General features: G+C 45.8%; 15 protein-coding genes and 1 pseudogene. 9 read left to right on the top strand and 7 right to left on the bottom strand.

The annotated features are described in order from the left end of the window. Together ABE021_RS00495 and ABE021_RS00490 are read left to right on the top strand one after the other, a co-directional pair. A partial coding sequence (locus tag ABE021_RS00495; protein WP_430286196.1) for a diphthine--ammonia ligase occupies positions 1-669 on the top strand: 669 nt, incomplete at its 5' end. 24 nt (positions 670-693) lie between these two features. Further along, positions 694-1,269, top strand: coding sequence for a hypothetical protein (locus tag ABE021_RS00490; RefSeq protein ID WP_430286195.1), 576 nt, complete (start codon positions 694-696; stop codon positions 1,267-1,269). A gap of 77 nt (positions 1,270-1,346) precedes the next feature. Here the strand turns inward: ABE021_RS00490 and ABE021_RS00485 are convergent, their stop codons facing one another. Together ABE021_RS00485 and ABE021_RS00480 are read right to left on the bottom strand one after the other, a co-directional pair. Further along, entirely contained in the window at positions 1,347-2,969 is a 1,623-nt protein-coding gene (locus ABE021_RS00485; RefSeq protein WP_430286194.1) for an MFS transporter, read from the bottom strand. A gap of 256 nt (positions 2,970-3,225) precedes the next feature. Further along, the gene (locus ABE021_RS00480) at positions 3,226-3,765 is read right to left on the bottom strand and encodes a GNAT family N-acetyltransferase (protein WP_430286193.1); all 540 of its coding nucleotides are present in this window, start codon (positions 3,763-3,765) and stop codon (positions 3,226-3,228) included. Between the two features lie 234 nt (positions 3,766-3,999). On the opposite strand from ABE021_RS00480, the gene ABE021_RS00475 reads away from it, so the two are divergent. Continuing rightward, positions 4,000-5,394: an L-cystine transporter gene (locus ABE021_RS00475; RefSeq protein ID WP_430286192.1), complete on the top strand. Its 1,395-nt coding sequence runs from the start codon at positions 4,000-4,002 to the stop codon at positions 5,392-5,394. A gap of 344 nt (positions 5,395-5,738) precedes the next feature. Here the strand turns inward: ABE021_RS00475 and ABE021_RS00470 are convergent, their stop codons facing one another. After that, on the bottom strand, positions 5,739-6,914 hold the full coding sequence (locus tag ABE021_RS00470; protein ID WP_430286191.1) for a class I SAM-dependent methyltransferase: 1,176 nt from the start codon (positions 6,912-6,914) through the stop codon (positions 5,739-5,741). A 45-nt stretch (positions 6,915-6,959) separates the two neighbouring features. Continuing rightward, positions 6,960-7,691, bottom strand: coding sequence for an oxygen-insensitive NADPH nitroreductase (gene nfsA / locus ABE021_RS00465; RefSeq protein ID WP_430286190.1), 732 nt, complete (start codon positions 7,689-7,691; stop codon positions 6,960-6,962). 73 nt (positions 7,692-7,764) lie between these two features. On the opposite strand from nfsA, the gene ABE021_RS00460 reads away from it, so the two are divergent. Beyond that, entirely contained in the window at positions 7,765-9,324 is a 1,560-nt protein-coding gene (locus ABE021_RS00460) for an FMN-binding glutamate synthase family protein (protein WP_430286189.1), read from the top strand. A 152-nt stretch (positions 9,325-9,476) separates the two neighbouring features. Continuing rightward, positions 9,477-11,114 (top strand): AMP-binding protein, encoded by a 1,638-nt coding sequence (locus ABE021_RS00455; protein WP_430286188.1) that lies wholly within the window; start codon positions 9,477-9,479, stop codon positions 11,112-11,114. Positions 11,115-11,154: 40 nt separating this feature from the next. On the opposite strand, the gene ABE021_RS00450 is transcribed toward ABE021_RS00455, so the two are convergent. Together ABE021_RS00450 and ABE021_RS00445 are read right to left on the bottom strand one after the other, a co-directional pair. After that, positions 11,155-11,520, bottom strand: a complete 366-nt coding sequence (locus tag ABE021_RS00450; protein WP_430286187.1) for a hypothetical protein — start codon at positions 11,518-11,520, stop codon at positions 11,155-11,157. A gap of 41 nt (positions 11,521-11,561) precedes the next feature. Continuing rightward, positions 11,562-12,038 carry a nucleoside deaminase gene (locus ABE021_RS00445; protein ID WP_430286186.1) on the bottom strand — a complete coding sequence of 159 codons (477 nt, stop codon included), beginning with the start codon at positions 12,036-12,038 and terminating at the stop codon, positions 11,562-11,564. 160 nt (positions 12,039-12,198) lie between these two features. On the opposite strand from ABE021_RS00445, the pseudogene putP reads away from it, so the two are divergent. The 3 genes and pseudogenes from putP to hflX all read left to right on the top strand — a co-directional run bounded on the left by putP (position 12,199) and on the right by hflX (position 15,772). Continuing rightward, positions 12,199-13,683 (top strand): annotated as a pseudogene (gene putP / locus ABE021_RS00440) (sodium/proline symporter PutP). Between the two features lie 88 nt (positions 13,684-13,771). Beyond that, complete coding sequence (locus ABE021_RS00435; protein WP_430286185.1) at positions 13,772-14,458, top strand: VOC family protein; 687 nt, start codon at positions 13,772-13,774, stop codon at positions 14,456-14,458. Between the two features lie 39 nt (positions 14,459-14,497). Next, positions 14,498-15,772, top strand: coding sequence for a GTPase HflX (gene hflX / locus ABE021_RS00430; protein ID WP_430286201.1), 1,275 nt, complete (start codon positions 14,498-14,500; stop codon positions 15,770-15,772). Between the two features lie 99 nt (positions 15,773-15,871). Here the strand turns inward: hflX and ABE021_RS00425 are convergent, their stop codons facing one another. After that, positions 15,872-17,590, bottom strand: coding sequence for an ABC transporter ATP-binding protein (locus tag ABE021_RS00425; protein ID WP_430286184.1), 1,719 nt, complete (start codon positions 17,588-17,590; stop codon positions 15,872-15,874). 217 nt (positions 17,591-17,807) lie between these two features. On the opposite strand from ABE021_RS00425, the gene ABE021_RS00420 reads away from it, so the two are divergent. Further along, positions 17,808-18,716, top strand: a complete 909-nt coding sequence (locus ABE021_RS00420) for a DUF6612 family protein (protein ID WP_430286183.1) — start codon at positions 17,808-17,810, stop codon at positions 18,714-18,716. Positions 18,717-18,920: the final 204 nt, after the last annotated feature.

Genomic DNA, 18,920 nt, shown 5'->3' with positions numbered 1-18,920 from the left:
CCAACATTTGATTTAGAACCTAAATTTACAGCATCTTGGAGTGGAGGAAAGGACTCTGCAATGGCTGTCTACAAAGCTGTACAGAACGGTGATAGACTTACACGGGTGTGGACGATGTTTGAAGAAGATGCGGACCGCTCACGATCCCATGCGCTGCCAGAATCAGTAGTTCGCGCACAAGCAGAACGAATGGGTGCCACCTTCATGAAGCGGCAAGCCTCATGGCAATCGTATGAGCAGGAATTTGTAGACGCCATGAAGGAATGTACCGGGGCGGGCATTGCCTATGGAGTATTCGGGGACATCGATTTGGAAGACCATAGGATCTGGGTGCAGAAAACCTGTGAGCAAGCAGGAATGACCGCGCTGCACCCACTATGGCTTATCCCGAGACGACAATTACTAGAGGAATTCATTGCCGCGGGATTTGAAGCGTATATTATTGTAGTCAACACGAGTCTTATGCCGGAACGTTTTCTAGGAAAACGATTTACGATTGAACTGATGGATGAACTCGATGCACTCGGAATCGATAGTTGCGGAGAGTCTGGAGAGTTCCATACTGTCGTTGCAGATGGGCCGATTTTCAGTGAGCGGATTCCGCTTGAATTCGGGGAACGTGTGTCAAAAGAGAACTACATCTTTTTGCCGACAACTGTCGTAGGATAACGCTGACAAACAAAGGGGATGCGTGTGAAACGGATTGGTGCAGCTGGAATTTGGTTAGTAGCAGCGTTGTTGTTAGCCGGATGTTTCGGAAGCAAGTCCATCACGTTGACACAGAGAGTGTTGACGGAGGATGAACAGCAGTTAATCTACAGTGCGGGTGGCATGGAAGCCCTACATTTCACTTCTAAAGACACATTGCCTGAAGGCAAAAGCATTCAATTCACCATTGAGCAATATGAACACGGGGAATACGTAGGAACGCTTGCGGAAACTCCCTGGAATGGATCAGCAGAACAGCTGGCGCCAATAATCGCATTTGGAGTAGAACAGTCAGATGAAAATACGATAGAACGAATCCTTTTCAGCTCACCAGGGGGACGGTTACTGCCTGAACTAGAAGCGATGCCAGGCGGATCGACATTAATGCCCACTTTTGAAAGTGAGCTTACATTGAAACAAGGCGAAGTCTCTTATCTCGCATACTACATCGTCTCGGCTAGCGGAAGGGTACAAACGTTCAATATGAGCGATGAAAAAGCGTTGGAACAGCTTCAAGCTTATGATCGCTGCCTTCTGTTGAAAGCAGAATGGAAAGAGTAATCCGGAGTGTGCGAAACTTAGGATATAATTACGGAAAAAACCGTTCAGGATCGTCCTGAACGGCTGTGAAAATGGTTTTATTCGTTATCTGAAGCAGGCTTATGTTTTTCCAGTGTATCTAACCGGTCGCTTTCAATTGCGTCTTGTTTAAACTGTTTGCTGAACATGATCGAAATGATGATCATAAGAAGCGCCATGACGGCAGTCGTCAAATAGATCGGTTCATATGCCGAGTGAGCAGCTTGTTGGAAAGCTTCATGAAGCGCTTCTCTCACTTCAGGTGCAGGGATCTGATCGATTTTAGCTTGCAACTCCCCATAACTGCCACCTGCCAACCCCTCCATGGACCCTTCAGGGAGCTGACTTGGATCAATTCCGTGCTCCTTCAATTTTTGAGGGATCAAGTCCCCGATTTTACTGAACCCATTTTGAATGAATGCAGCAAAAATCGTAGGAGAAATCGTCAATCCTACTTGACGCGCTACGGAAAGGGTACCAATCGCCGAACCTTTTTGCGTTCCAGCAGCGTTGGACGTAAGGACAGTGAGCGGTGCACCGAGTACAAAGCCGAATCCCACGCCTGCGATGACAGAGAAGAGGATGAACAGCAATTTAGTATCTGCAAAATACCCCAGACCCCCAAAGCCGATGATTCCGATAATTCCAGCGAAAATCAGTGTCTTGACGGGCCCTTTTTTATCGACAAAATAACCGCCGCCCCCAGCCCCGATACCTGATGCGAGCGCTAGAGGTGTCATCCAATATCCTGACTTCGCGGCTGAGATTCCAAGAATCTGCTGCGCAAAGGACGGGATGAAAATAATCGCACCGATGAACGTCCCTGATAATAAGCCCATCACCATTGTCATCGCATATGTCGGCTTGCGAAGTAGACTATAGGGAAGAATCGGGTCGATTTCATCCCCTTGTTCGTTGCGCTTTTCCACAAAGATCAATGCCGCGAAAATGAGGACTCCGAGAATAAGAAGTCCGAGGACACTCCATTTGATGAATACATCCGCGAACGAACCGCCACGGCCGACGTTGTTAATGGCGAACATGACGCTGAGAATAGAGAAGGACAACAACGATATCCCGAGAAAGTCAATTTTAGACATGACATAGGATTTTGTTTCTTCCAATGAGAAGAAACCGACTGCGACGAGTGCTATCCCAATAGGAACGTTGATTAAAAACAGCCAATGCCAGTTTCCTGTTACGTCGATCAGGAAACTTCCGATGTTTGGCCCGACAACTGACGCGATCCCGTTCATGCCGCCTAGAAGTCCTAGCATGCTGCCTTGTTTTTCTTTCGTAAACGTACTCAACACATGGGAGCTCGCGATAATGAAAATACCGCCACCGCCAAATGATTGGAACATACGCGCTGCAAGAAAGAGCGTGAAATTCGGACTGAGCGCTACTCCAAGCGAACCGATGGTGAAAATCACAATTTCGATGAGGAAGAGTTTTTTACGTCCATAGCGGTCAGCAAGTTTCCCGACAATCGGTGTCATGACTGCAAGACCAAGAGTGTACAAAGTGATTCCCCAAGATCCTTGTGTAGCACTTACACCGAATGAGGTGTTGATGGTGGTAAGTGCAGCACTGATAATCCCGTTATCCAGAGCTGCCATGAAAACACCGACTAACAAAATAACGAATCCGGTATTGACTTTAGATGTTTTCGCTGCTGTCATCAGTTGACCTCCTTTGCGGGATTTTCAAGCAAATGAATTATTTAAGTAGTGTAACCTGTAGATGTGAATTTTTTATTAACTGAAGATTACAAAAAGAGAGTAAGGAATACTTGAAATGGTATCGAACGTTCATCATTTGAAGATCTTCGAAGAAGCCTGTTGCTATTGGGTTTTCCTAGGTCGGTAGGGGATGAATCACTAGCCTTCAAAAAACAGCTACTCTCTTTTTTTGGGAGAAGTAGCTGGAGAATATGGCTTATTTCCAGTCATGCGAAAGGATACTGTAGACAGCTAGATCATGGAAATGATCATAGAGAAACTCCCCATCACGCTGAATTCCTTCAAGTTGAAAGCCGAGTCGTTCTGGGATTGCTCGACTTTTTACGTTTTCGACTCCGCACCGAATTTCAATGCGATTCAATTTGTATGTAGAAAACGCATAGCTAACTAATGAACGAACTGAATCTGTCATGATGCCGTGGCCTTGAAACCCATCCCCGATCCAATACCCCAGACTCGTACTTTTGTTCAGCCAGTCGATTTTATGGAATCCAATCATTCCTGCCAGTTCGCCTTTATACAAAATCCCGACTTGAAAGCCATTGTGCTCCGCAAACTGTTTCAGCCACATTTCGATGACAGGCCGATAGCTTTCGGGGGAGAGTACGCCATCGACCCATGGAAGCCATTCCCGCAAATGATCCCTGGATTCATTGACCAGAAAGAAGATGTTAGCTGCATCCTCTTGTTCGAGTAATTTCAGTGACACCGTTTCTGAAACAGGAAGTGTAAACATGTGAGCCCTCCATTTGTATAGTAGATTTCATTTAGTGTAGCAAATTTTGTATCTGCGTGGAACTTCTTTTTAATAATATCGATTATTTAGTTAACGCTGTTCCTCTGCGCTCACACTGTCAGTTTAATTGGAAATGATAAAAAAACCTCAATCCCTAGTTGACATATAGGAATTAAATACATAAGATAAAGTGTATCAGAAAATCATAAAATATTTACAAAGGGGGACATCGGGATGGAAACAGGTTTTGTGTTGTTGAATGTGGCAGGATTACTTCTGTTAGCTAGTATATTATTTTGGATGAACCGCAAACATATTTCGTTTTCCAAGCGGGTGTTTACAGGGTTAGGTCTTGGTATTGTATATGGTGTTATTTTACACGTCAGTTACGGGGCGGACTCGAGCGCGCTTCAGCAATCGGTTCCGTGGTTCAATATTATAGGAACAGGCTATATTAAACTTTTACAAATGATCGTAGTGCCCCTCGTGTTCATCTCGATTTTGACTGCTTTTACGAAAGTGGCAGCCGGGAAGAACTTTGGGAAACAAGCGGCCTTGATTTTAGGGTTGCTCATTGGTACAACAGCAATTGCTGCACTTATTGGTATCGGTTCCGCCCTCTTGTTCGGATTGGATGCTGAGCAAATCGTCCAAGGGGATGCCGAGATTTCTCGAGGAGTTACGTTAGAAGAGACTGCTGCAGACGTTTCGGATAAAGTTCTGCCAGACCAGCTGCTGGATTTGTTGCCCGCTAATCCGTTTCTCGATTTCACAGGCGCCCGTCCAACATCGACAATCGGTGTAGTCATCTTTGCAGCATTTTTAGGATTCGCATTTTTGACGATCCGACGAAAAGAACCTGAACAGGCTGCCGTAGTTCAAAAAGGAATCGATGCAGTTTATTCATTGATCATGGCAGTTGTAAAAATCGTGCTACGACTTACACCTTACGGGATTCTCGCTATCATGGCGCGGACAGTGGCGTTATCCGATTATGGAGCAATTTTGAATCTCGGTAAGTTCGTAGCGGCTTCCTATGCTGCTTTGATTGTCATGTTCTTGGTGCACTTAGCCATTCTTGCAGCAACTGGATTGAACCCGATTACGTACGTGAAGAAAGCAGGGGACACCTTGCTGTTCGCATTCTCTTCCCGTTCCAGTGCAGGAACTTTACCATTGACACTCAACGCACAAACAACTCGGCTTGGAGTCCCTGATGGAATCGCAAACTTCGCAGGATCATTTGGATTATCCATCGGACAAAACGGTTGTGCTGGTATTTATCCAGCGATGCTCGCGGTCATGATTGCACCAACTGTCGGTCAACCGATTGACGTTCAATTCATTTTGACGCTTGTTGCAATTGTCGCCATCAGTTCGTTTGGAGTGGCAGGAGTGGGTGGGGGCGCAACGTTTGCTGCCATCCTCGTATTGTCTGCATTGAATCTCCCGATTGCGTTGGCTGGGATTCTTATCTCGGTGGAGCCGCTCATTGACATGGGGCGCACGGCGTTAAACGTCAGCGGTTCCATGACAGCGGGGGTCACAACCGCACGCGTGACAGGAGAGCTCGATAATGCAAAGTATGATGAAGTGATGGCACGAGAATCATCCGTGCCTGAGTTGTAAACGAACGTCCGCCTCCCCATGTGGGAGCGCGGATGTTTTTCATTTTATGGATGAATTCAGCATGGGGTGATCAAGCGAGGGGCGGATCCACTTAAGCCATTGGGAAAGTGATCAAGCGAGGGGGGAATCCGCTCAAGCCGGTGACGAACCCGCTCGTTCCGAGGGGGAACCCGCTCGTTCCGCCGCGCAACCCGCTCATTCCGAGGGAGAACCCGCCCGTTTAGTCCCGCGACCCGCTCATTCCCGAGGAGAACCCGCTCATTCCAAGCCAGAACCCGCTCATTCAGCCCCAAAACCCGCTCCACTCCGCAAAAAAGTCCCCTGCAACAGCAGGGGACCTCCATTTATTTCCTTCCGCTCAATACATCCAACTTCAACTCATTCTCCAAAAACGGTTTTGCATTCAATAGATCGCGGAATGCCGTATACCGCTCAATCGACTCAGAGGAAGGCTGCTTCCCGGAATGGTACGCTCGGATCAAAATGTTTTTCGGAGTATGCGCCATGTCGATGAACTCGAGCAATTGTGCCTCATACCCCGCAAGCGTCAACAGCTCCGCCCGGATCGAATCCGTTGCCAGTGCAGAAAAACGTTCTTTCACAAGTCCATGCTGCAACATCAAATCCAACGCGGGTGACTGGATTTGACTGAACAATTCATGCTGACAGCAAGGAACGCTCAAAATCACGCTCGCTCCCCATCGAACCGCACGAGCAAGTGCCATATCCGTTGCAGTATCACACGCATGCAAAGTGACCACCATATCCACAGAGGTTTCATCCTCATAATCATTAATATCTCCGACTAAAAACTCCAGGCGATCGTATTCAAGATCACGTGCAATCTCCGAACACTCTTCAATGACTTCCTTCTTCAAATCGAGACCGGTCACATGGATATCGAGTCCTTTTTCAATGTGAAGATAATGATACAGTGCGAACGTCAAATAGGACTTACCAGAACCGAAATCGAGAATTCGTACAGTTTTATTTTTTGGAAGATGTGCCAATGCATCATCGATATATTCAATGAACCGATTGATCTGTCTGAACTTATCGTGTTTTTGTTTCTTAATATGCCCGTCAGCGGTCTGAACGCCCAGGCGTATTAAAAATGGATAAGGAGTTCCTTCCTCCAGCAAATAATTCTTTTTGCGATTATGCGATAAATCAGGGGTTCTCGATGTCTCTGATACACTCGATTTCCATGAAACTTTAAATTTCTTAGTCAGCTGTATTTGAATGGTTTCACCTGTGAATTCTGCTTGTACTTGTTTAAAGCGCATCAATGCATTTGTCAGGAATAATTCTACACCTTGGGCTGAAATATTATGGTGATTCAACACACGTTCAAACTGTTCTTCAAACTGTATGTGCAACTCGCCTTTCAACTCAATGGGTTTCGCTTTTATGCGCAACAATCCATCTGCTTTCGTACGTGGTTGACTGAACGTAGCGCGGACAAAAGTACCATCTGTCAGACGTTTCGCCAAGTCGGTGATCAAATTTTCAAATTCCATTAGGTTTGACTCCTTTGCAAGAGAGGTAGGGAAGAAAGACTACTCTTAGTCAAACTTGAATCCTTGCTCTCTTAAAAATTCTTTCATGTACGGACGTTGAGGGGATTCTAAAAAGTCAGCCATCTGCTCTGTCCATCCAGCAAGTTTCTGATTTGAACTTCTCGTTTCATAATATGCTGCCATCGTCGCATCGTACTCTCGAAGAACCTCGTCATAGTTGCTTGCATCATACATATTCTCATGCAGCACCGCATCTAGTGGCAGACGTGGTTTCACTTCATTCACTTTGGCAGGAACACCGATTGTCATGCCGAACAACGGAACGACACCCTCCGGGAGTTTTAGAAGTTCGCTAATCTCAGCAGGGTTATTCCGAACGCCACCGATATAGCAAATCCCGTATCCTTTCGATTCGGCAGCGATGGCAATATTCTGTGCAAAGAGCGCTACATCGATTGTTCCGACAAGCATGGCTTCTGCATGAGAGAAGTCAATCGAGCGCTCATGCAATGCAGCCGCTGCCTGTAAGCGGTGGAAGTCTGCACAAAAGACCAAGGCGGCACCTGCGCCATTGAATTGATGAGGGTTTTTTGAATACTCTCCAAGTTTTGCTCGAACCGCTTCATCGGTCGCGTGGACGACTGAATAGGCTTGGACAAAATGGGAACTGGCGGCGTGCTGCCCGGCAGATACCAGTTCTCTGACTGTTTCTTTGGATAATAGCTCATCTGTGTACGATCGAACAGATGCATGGGAGTTCAGTAAGTCAATAACCATTAAGAATCGCCTCCAACTAGTGATTGTGATTAATGGTACACCAGTTTGAGACGATAGAAAAGGAGTGGAGCTTATGAGCTCTTTGGAAGGAATTTCTCTTACCACCATGCTGATAATAACTGCAGTCATCGTTATCCCCGTTTTTGCTATTTTATATGTTTACATATTTGACCGGAGGCAGAAGCAGCATGCTATTTTACGTAATTATCCTATACTCGGCAGAATCCGCTATATGATTGAAAAAGTGGGTCCGGAATTCAGGCAATACTTATTCGATAGTGATAACGAAGGCAAACCGTTTAGTCGGGAAGACTATTTGCATATGGTCCTACCGGGAAAATACTTAAATAGCGTCATCGGATTCGGATCAAAACGGGACTTCGACTCTCCAGGCTATTACTTGCGCAATGCGATGTTTACGAAGCAGAACGAAGAAATGCGCGTCGATAATGATCGCAAAATCGATTCGATGCGCTATGTTGTCGATGGGGAAGGATTATTCTCCAGGAGAGAGCATCGGGAGGAAGTGACGGCACAACCGTGGTTACTTCCAGATGAAGACGCAGTCGTGATTGGTCCGACATGTAAGCATCCTTTCCGTGTCCATAGTTTACTAGGACAATCAGCGATGAGTTATGGCGCACTCGGAGAAAATGCGATTACGGCACTTTCCAAAGGAATCGGGATGGCAACGGGTGCTTGGATGAATACAGGAGAAGGTGGTCTATCCCCGCATCATCTAGCAGGCGATGCAGATATCATCGCGCAAATCGGTTCCGGATTGTTTGGGTTTCGTACCACAGACGGTGAATTCGATTGGAATCTCCTCACTGAAAAAGCGGAAAACCCGAAAGTCCGGGCATTTGAACTGAAACTGGCTCAAGGTGCTAAAATGCGGGGCGGTCACGTCGAGGGGTCTAAAGTGACAGAAGAAATTGCCATGATAAGGAATGTCACTCCGTTTAAGACGATTAACAGTCCGAACCGTTTCCATCAGTTCGATGATTTTCCATCCATGTTTTCCTTTATCGAAAAGATCCGAAATCATTCAGGAAAGCCTGTTGGTATTAAGATCGTAATAGGCGGGAAATCGGATGCTGAAGAACTTGCCTCATTTATGAAGGAAACAGGAAAGGGCCCGGACTTTATTTCTGTAGATGGATCCGAAGGCGGATCGGGGGCGACGTATCAGGACTTAGCAGATTCGGTAGGTCTGCCAATTCGATCTGCATTGGTCATACTGGATGATGCGTTAAGGAAGTTCGAGGTACGGGATCGAGTGAAAATTATTGCTTCCGGAAAGATGACAACTCCGGACAAAGCGGCGATTGCGCTGGCAATGGGAGCGGACCTTGTTCAAATTGCACGTGGATTCATGATCTCCGTTGGATGCATTATGGCACAACGATGTCATACGAATGAATGTCCAGCTGGTGTCGCCACGACAGATCCGAACTTACAGCGCGGGCTAGTAGTGGAAGAGAAGAAGTACCGGGTCACCAACTATATTTTAACTATGCGTGAAGGCTTATTCCGTATAGCGGCAGCAGCAGGATTGGACTCCCCGACAAAATTGGAAAGGCACCATGTATTCTATAAAGACGAACGGGGAAGAGTGACTCCGATCGAGTAACGAATAGGATTTGTATGAAGCAAGCAGGGAGGTTACTCACTTCCTGCTTTTTTTGTCGAATGAATGTAGAAAGTAATTTAATAATTATTCATCACAATCAGAAAAATATGATAGTATAGAAGGAACTTAGAATTGGATAGGGGGATGGAGAAATGGAGCTGATGAACAAGACGGTCGGAGAGATATTGAGTGAGCAGGCAATTCGGTATCCGGAAAACGAAGCGTATGTCTATCCGGAGCGGTTATTGAGAAAGACATATGCCGAATTCGACAAGGAGACCGATGAACTGGCAAAAGCATTCATGGGTATTGGGATTCAAAAAGGGGAACACGTTGGAATTTGGTCGGATAACAAACCCCAATGGCTGCTGAGTCAATTTGCTACCGGAAAAATGGGAGCTGTTCTCGTAACGGTCAATACGAATTATCAAGCAGCTGAATTGAATTATTTACTGCAACAATCTGAAGCGACGACCCTTATTCTGGATGAGGGTTTCAAGGATACTAGTTATCTGGAAATCTTACGTTCCATTTGTCCATCCCAACAGGAAAGAGATGGCGGACATATCCACTGTAAGGCATTGCCGGATTTGAAACGTGTCATCCTGATGACCGAGAAAAATGAAGTAGGAATCTATAAATGGTCGGAATTTCTGAAACATGCAGAAATGGTGTTGGACGAAGAACTGGAAAAGCGCAAAGAATCACTCAGTCCAGACGATGTAATTAACATTCAGTACACCTCGGGGACGACCGGGTTTCCTAAAGGCGTCATGCTCACTCATAATAATGTTGTTAATAATGGCAATATGATCGGGGAAACGATGAAGTTAACGTGCGAGGACCGTTTGTGTATCCCGGTGCCATTTTTCCATTGCTTCGGATGTGTCTTAGGAACTCTGGCAGCTGTTACTCACGGAGCGACAATGGTCATTGTGGAACAATTTGAAGCTGCGCGTGTACTCCGCGCTGTTCAAAATGAGAAATGTACGGCGCTGCATGGAGTTCCTACAATGTTCATAGCTGAGTTGAATCATCCTGATTTCAATGACTATGACACGACCAAGTTGCGAACGGGTATTATGGCGGGATCTACGTGTCCGATTGAAGTGATGAAGCAAGTTATTGAAGTGATGGGAGCATCGGAAATCACCATCTGTTATGGATTGACAGAGGCTTCACCTGTCATCTCGCAAACGAAGACGGATGATCCGATTGAAAAGCGGGTATCGACAGTCGGCAAACCGCATCCTCATGTAGAAGTGAAAATCATTGATCCGGCTACTGGCGAAGAACTGCCGAAGGGGCAGTCTGGTGAGCTTTGTACCCGTGGGTACCATGTGATGAAAGGCTATTATAACAACCCGGAAGCAACCCGTGAAGCGATCGATGAAGAAGGTTGGCTGCATACAGGAGATATTGCTAGATTGGATGAAGACGGCTATCTCGACATAACAGGTCGCATGAAAGATATGGTCATCCGAGGGGGAGAAAATATTTATCCACGTGAAGTGGAAGAGTTTTTATATACCCATCCCGGAGTTTCTGACGTCCAAGTTGTAGGAGTACCAGATGAGCGATACGGTGAAGAACTGATGGCATGGGTCATTCCGAAAGACGGAATGGAATTGGAGGTGGAAGAAATCCGTACATTTTGCAAGGGGGCTATCTCCCATCACAAAATTCCGCGATATATTGAATTTACGGATGCCTACCCAATGACAGCGTCAGGGAAAATCCAAAAGTTCAAGTTACGTGAAATGTCTCAAGAAAAAGCATTGCACACTTGAAAAAGAAGCATGCCCGACCTAACGAGGGCATGCTTCTTTGTTATTCATACAACGTCTGTTCTTTTGTCCCATCTTCTCGGTAGACCATTAACACACCGTCATGCTCCGAGACATATGATTTTGCTTTATCGAGCAGAGCACTTTTCGTATTTTCCTTATAAATAACGGACGATGCACTCTTTTTCTTCAATACCCAATCATCATCACGGGCCCGTATCTCGAAGTGAGGACGGTCTTCAGCTTTTCCTTCAATAGCTTCTCTTGCCTGGGAAAGTCCGATGGAGATTGCACGACCTTCTTCGTATCCTTCCCGGAGCAATGCGTTCGCAATCTCAATGGCTTTGTTGCGGACGTCGGTCCCTGTATTTTTAAAAGTATCCGGGTAATCATCTTTTGTCCAAGGCATTTGGAATTCCTCCTCGTAATACCGAAATATATGAAATTTGTTTAGTTTGAAGCATTGGATTGCTCGTTGGAGGCGGCTTTGAATGGCTCCAGCCTGTGATCGGTTTCCAAGCGGATAAAAGGCACATCCCTCAGGGCGCCTGGCTTATCCTGATCACTGAAGAAATGTTCCACTTTATCGGGTTTAGGGAATATATCCATCGCTTCTTTCTTACTGCAAGCGTAATAGATTTCCCCTACACGAGCTTGATAGGATGCAGCTAAACACATTGGACAAGGCTCGCCGCTTGCATAAAGTATAGTGTCGGAAAGGTCAGTCGAAGCAAGGATTCGGCATGCCTCCCTGATAGCGACCAATTCCGCGTGTGCGGAAGGATCGTGATCCGGTTCTACTGAATTGACTCCGCTTGCAATGATCTCACCATCCCGTACGATGACGGCGCCATAAGGGCCTCCGCCTCGAAAAACACTGTCAGTAGCTAGCTGGATGGCGTCATTTAAAAAACGTTCATGATCCAATTGAATTCCTCCTGTCGAATAATAGCTATTTCCCGGGAAATAAATCGAAAAAAGTTATGGCGCAATGCGTCTAACTTGCCTATAATGGATTTGACCGGGCTTGCTTATAGTAATGAAAGCGTTTACGGTTACTTAGAAAAGATTAAAGGGGGATTGAACAATGTCAGCTGATGGTTACAAACTGATTTCGATTGTACTTTACATGGCGGCAATGGTGTTCATAGGATGGTATGCGTTCCGTCGTACATCCAATTTAACAGATTATATGCTTGGCGGCCGATCGCTTGGACCCGCGGTTACAGCACTCAGTGCAGGTGCTGCGGATATGTCGGGATGGCTGCTGCTTGGATTGCCAGGTGCAATCTATGACAAAGGACTGCCAGAGGTGTGGATTGCAATCGGTTTAACAACTGGAGCTTACCTCAACTGGTATTTTGTAGCACCGCGTCTACGGGTATATACCCAAGTAACGAACGACTCAATCACGATTCCAAGTTTTCTTGAAAATCGATTGAAAGACAAGTCAAGACTTTTAAGAATCGCTTCCTGACTAATTATTCTTGTCTTCTTTACATTTTACGTATCTTCCGGAATGGTTGCTGGAGGTAAGTTCTTCCTCAGCTCGTTCGGATTGGATTATCATCTTGGACTCATCATTGTTTCGGTAGTCGTAGTGGGATACACTCTATTCGGTGGGTTCCTTGCGGTAAGTTATACGGATTTTGTGCAAGGTCTAATTATGTTCCTAGCACTCATTCTTGTCCCGGTCGTTGCTGTGTTTGTAACAGGTGGAATACCGGAAACTGTCAACTCGATCCATGCGGTGAATCCGGATATGCTCAGTCTTGTGAAAGGGGCAACCCTTCTCGGGGTCATTTCTTCCGTTGCATGGGGACTCGGTTATTTTGGACAGCCGCATATTATCGTCCGTTTCATGGCGATTAGTTCTGTGAAGGAAACGAAAAGTGCCCGTCGCATCGGGATTAGTTGGATGATTCTCAGTTTACTCGGTGCAGTAGCAACAGCGCTTGTAGGGATCGCTTATTACCAGCAGAACCCTGGCGTAAAGTTAGTGGATTCCGAAACGGTTTTCATTGCCCTCGGGCAAATTATTTTCCATCCGTTCATTGCTGGAATCATGCTTGCAGCTGTTCTTGCAGCAGTCATGAGTACGATTTCTTCGCAGCTGATCGTTACGTCATCTGCATTGATTGAAGATTTATATAAGGCGATTTACAAGACAGATGGTACAGATAAGCAATATGTATTCCTCGGCCGTATGGCAGTACTTGTTGTATCATTGATTGCAATGGTGCTTGCTTGGCCGAACAACGAATCCATCTTGAAGCTTGTGTCATTTGCGTGGGCTGGTTTCGGTGGTGCATTCGGTCCAATCATCCTGTTGTCTCTTTACTGGCGTAAACTGACGGCGAAGGGTGCATTATTCGGAATGGTTGCAGGAGCAATCGTTGTCGGAGTCTGGGGCAACGTGCCGTCACTTACAGGCACACTGTATGAAATCGTTCCAGGTTTCATCGTATGTCTACTCGTTACGTATTTTGTTAGTCTTGCAACTTACAAAGAAGACAAAGAAATCGAACGTGAGTTTACAGAGTCATTGGAACTGTTGAAACGCGATAGTTGACATATGAAGCCGCCCATTTAGATAGGGCGGCTTTTTCATGGTTTCTTTCTGCTCGTAAGGTATGATAGTTAGTAAAGGGGGGCTGGTTATGAAACTGGATCATGTCGTGTGGTTCACAGGACGGACTCCTGAAATAGTGGCTTCGCAATATCCGGGGGCAGTCATTGGGGGAAGTCACGAAAAATGGGGTACGTACAATGCATTGCTGTATTTACAAAATGCATACATCGAATGGTTAGCGATTGAAAAGGCTGAAGTGGCGGAGCTTTCAACACATCCGTTAGTCATGCAATTGAAGCACGACTTAGCGGCGTATGGGGGTGGCTGGGGTACACTATGCATATCGACTGAAGATATTTATGCACTGAATGATCGTCTGAATAAAATGGGGATGCAAACTTCTGGTGTGCTCGATGCATCTCGTCTAACCTCTTCAGGAACCCTTAAAAAATGGAAGATGCTATTTGTTAATGAGGAGGATCTGACGGACTTGCCTGCTCCATTTTTCATTCAGTGGGAAGAAAGTGAACAGAGTCGTCGCGATGCATTACGTGCAGAAGGTGCACTCACAAAAGAAAGTGAAGCCGAACGAATCTCGGAATGCGGACTTGTGACGAGAGAACCTGGACGGACGCTTGAACGCTGGTGCAGGATTCTGGGGACCCAGTCGGAAGATGCGGAAAGTCTTAAGTTGAATGATGTCCGGCTGCGATTTATAGAAAGTCCGGATGAACGGAATCGTATGCTTGCTGTTGTAACGGGGCAAGCTGAATAATAAGGTAAATGATGGAGAGAAGGTGTCCGAATGGATGAAATGGAACAGCTGCAAGAAACCGCAATCCTGGTCGGGGTTGAAGAACAGAATGATGAACATTTCGAATACGAACTAGAGGAACTTGGTAATCTGGCAGCTGCTGTAGGGGTGAAAGTCGTTGGAAGTGTTGTCCAAAAACTGGAACGTAAACATCCGACAGGCTATATAGGCAAAGGGAAAATTGATGAAGTACGATTATTTGCAGATGAGGCAGGAGCAAATTTAATCATTTTCAATGATGAACTCTCCCCTTCGCAGTTACGTAACTTGGAACGTGATCTGGAAGTGAAAATCATTGACCGGACGATGCTTATTCTGGACATCTTCGCACGGAGAGCCAGAACCCACGAAGCCCGTATGCAAGTTGAACTTGCAGAGCTGCAATATACATTGCCGCGATTGGTTGGATTACGGGCTTCGCTCGGTCGCCAAGGCGGAGGGACAGGCGGCGGATTCCAAAACAAAGGTGCCGGCGAGACGAAATTAGAGCTCGATCGCCGGAAGATTGAGGAGCAGATCGCGAAGTTGAGGAGAGAGTTGGATGGGATGAAGCAACAGCGGGATGTCCAGCGTAAACAACGAAAACGCAGTGGAACACCAGTCGTTTCAATTGTCGGGTATACGAATGCTGGAAAATCCACGTTGATGAACCGGATTTTGTCTAAAGCGAATGGCAGCGATGCGAAGACTGTAATGGAGAAAGATATGTTATTTGCGACGCTGGATACCTCGGTTCGAAACGTTACTCTAGTTGATCGTAAACCATTCATCCTCACTGACACAGTCGGCTTTGTCGCAAAGCTTCCTCACCATCTAGTGAAAGCGTTCCGATCTACATTGGAGGAAGCTCGTGAAGCGGATCTGCTGCTGCACGTTGTAGATGTTTCCAATCCGGAGTACCGCCATATGATTGACGTCACGAATAAGACACTTCAAGACGTCGGAGTGGAAGATATCCCGACAATGTATGTATACAATAAAGCGGACCTTGCGAATGGTGTGGATTTCCCGCGTGTACAAGATGATCAGATTTGGATTTCAGCAAGAACAGGTGAGGGGATTGACGAGTTAGTCAAACTCATTGAGCATAAGGTCTATCAAAAACATATTACATGTAAACTGCTAATTCCATTTGACCGCGGAGATCTGGTTTCTTATTTAAATGAGGAAACGCATGTGAAATCGACAGAGTACGAAGAAGACGGCACTTTGATGATTGTGGAGATGGATGAGCGGGAGAGGAAAAAAATTGAGGAATATATTATCAGTCATTGAATGAAAAGAACGGCACCGCCAGTATATAGGCGATGCCGTTCTTTTATTCTATAAGAGAAAGGGGGTGGGATAGTTGTAGTATGCCCGCTTCAGGATTTCTTAAACCTGTTGGAACTGATTTGCATGTAATTTTGAAAAAATACCATTCTGGGCAACGAGTTCCGCATACCCGCCGTCTTCTGCAATCCCTTCAGGTGTCACTACGACCACACGATCAGCATCACGAATTGTAGCAAGTCTATGGGCGATGACAAGGGTCGTGCGATTCTCGGAAAGCTCTGTCAGCGATTCCTGGATAATCCTCTCTGTTTCCGTATCGAGAGCAGAAGTTGCTTCGTCCAAAATAAGAATCGGTGGATTTTTCAAGAACATCCGGGCAATCGCGAGACGCTGCTTTTGCCCCCCGGACAACTTCAACCCACGTTCACCGATTTGAGTGTCATAACCATTGGGAAGACCAGCGATGAACTCTTCCAAATGCGCGCGCTTGGCGGCTTCATAGATAGCTTCGTCTGGAGCATTCAAATCACCGTAAGCGATGTTTTCTTTAACGGTTCCTGTAAAGAGGAAAACATCTTGTTGGACGATCCCGATTTGACGGCGTAATGAGCGCTGGCTCATATTACGGATATCTATTCCGTCGATTGTGATCCGCCCTTCATCCACATCGTAAAATCGGGGAATCAGCGAACAGATCGTCGTTTTCCCTGCACCTGAAGGACCAACAAATGCGATAGTTTGCCCGGAGTGTATTGACAGGCTCAGGTTGTGGAGCACAGGTTTCCCGCCATCATAGGAAAATGTGACTTCGGATAGGGTGATATCGCCGTTTAAGTGTGCGACATCGATTGCATCCGGGATGTCAAGGATTTCAGGCTCTTGGTTGAGTAAGTCCTGGAAACGGCTGAAGCCCGCCATCCCTTTCGGATAAAGCTCCAACAACGCACTGATTTTATCCACCGGTTTAATGAGGATGTTGACGAACAGGATAAAGCTGACCAGCTCTCCGATAGAAAGCGTCTTCTGGATGGTGAACCAAGCGCCTACTACTAAAATGACGAGTGTGACAAGCCGCGTCATCATGTAAATGGAAGAAGTCGTCCAAGCCATTACATTATATGCGACTAACTTAGCGGTTCTGAAATTACCATTGTCCCTGCGAAAACGGGCCAATTCGAAACTCTCATTTGTGAATGACTTCACGACGCGTGAACCGGATACAGAGTCTTCTACACGTCCATTCACTTCTGCGATTTTCCCGTACATATTGAGCCAAGCGGAATTCATGGCTTTGTTACAGAAAGCGACTAGGACAATAAGGAATGGCACCATGACAATCGCAATGAGTGCCAGTTCAGGATTAATGGAATACATTAGAACGAACGCCCCTATGATCGTCATGACTGCAATGAACGCATCTTCTGGTCCATGATGGGCGAGCTCACCGATATCGAAGAGATCTGTCGTAATCCGTGTCATGATATGCCCGGTTTTCGTATTGTCAAAGAAGCGGAATGATTGCTTTTGAACATGATTGAACAGCTTTTCCCGCATGTCCGTTTCAATATTTATACCCAGTTTGTGTCCAAGGTAGCTGACGATGTATTGAAGGAACGTACTGAAAAGATAGATGACGAGTAATAGAACACTAATGGTAGTGATCTGGCCCCAATCGCGGGAAGGTAAGAGTATGTCGATGAATCCCTGGACGGCGAGTGGAAATGCCAGTTCGAGTAACGCCACAAAAACAGCACTCGAAAAGTCGATCATGAAGAGTCTTTTGTGCGGTTTATAATAGGAGAAAAACTGTTTTAACATCATACCCGTCCTTTTTGCCATTTTAGTGCTAGTATACACGGTTAGATCGGAAAGTTCGACAAAACTCTCGGAATATTCTACAATTCAGGACTTTTGTTAGGAAGATAGAGCATGAACTGGAAGGACGGTTTTCAGATTTTTTAAATGCGGTAAAACCGAAAAGGGTTTTTGCCGTAGACTAATGTGTAATGAAGTTTCTTAAAAAGGAGAAGATTTCATGAGAAAATGGACACAACGTATGGCAGCAGGTTTACTCATACTAGCTCTTGGAGCGTGTGGATCAGGTGAAGAACCGACTGTAGGGGCGGATACGGAAACAGGTGCAGCAGGTAACAGTGAAAATGCTGAAAAAACAAAGGAGAAAAAGGAAATTACCGCTCAGGAGGTCTATCAAAAATCTCTGCAAGCTTCAGAATCCATCAACAGCATGCATGCGGATTTCGCAATTCAACAAAACATGAAGACAACGGGTGAAGAAAATCTAAGTATGAAAAATGATATTGCGATTACGATGGATATGGTAACTGAACCGATGTCCCTGCATCAGAAAATGGTTGTGAAAGGAGATGCTGAGGGCTCCATGGATATCGAGATGTACGGAGAAGGAGACGAACTATATGTCCAGATGCAAGAAATGGAAGGCGGCTGGCTATCCGTCCCTGCTGAAATGCAGGATGAAATCCTTTCTGGAATGGACAGTTCCAATGCGATGATGGACTTGGAAGTGTTCAAGGACTTTACGGAAGAATTCACACTCGAAGAACAAGAAGAAGAATATATATTAAACTTATCCGCTTCAGGTGAACAGTTTGGTGAACTCTTGAAAGAACTCATGGATCAAACTGCAATGGGGGGGCAAGGGATGGAAGGGGAAGAAGAGGTCGCGATGGAAAACCTGGAAGTGAAAAAGATTGAACTGACACTTCACGTTGACAAAGAGACCTACTATACGAATTCGTTTGACATGAAACTGGACGCGATTATGGACATAACCGGCTATCAGACTGTCACCATCCAAACTATCCATGCTAACATGAGCAAAATAAATGAATTGGATAACATCGTGATTCCGGATGAAGTACCGAACAATGCTTATGATATGTCCGGCAAAAACGTTGGACAATGAGGACGGTAGGATCGATTGAACAAACAACTCGTTTGGAACAGTGAAACAGGTGAGAGGAAGCGTCTGCTGCCCTCACCTGTTTTTTGTATTATTTACTCTCTCGTGATCGCTGATTATCCCCTCATTCTCACTCCGAAAGCATAACTAGCCCTCCATTAATTAGTGAGAATCATTTTCAGTTATCAGTTGACTTCCAAGACGCAT

The organism is Sporosarcina gallistercoris, assembly GCF_050459885.1.
Classification (GTDB): domain Bacteria; phylum Bacillota; class Bacilli; order Bacillales_A; family Planococcaceae; genus Sporosarcina; species Sporosarcina gallistercoris_A.
The sequence above is the reverse complement of the archived record's forward strand: the minus strand, read 5'-3'. Positions and strand labels throughout refer to the sequence as shown.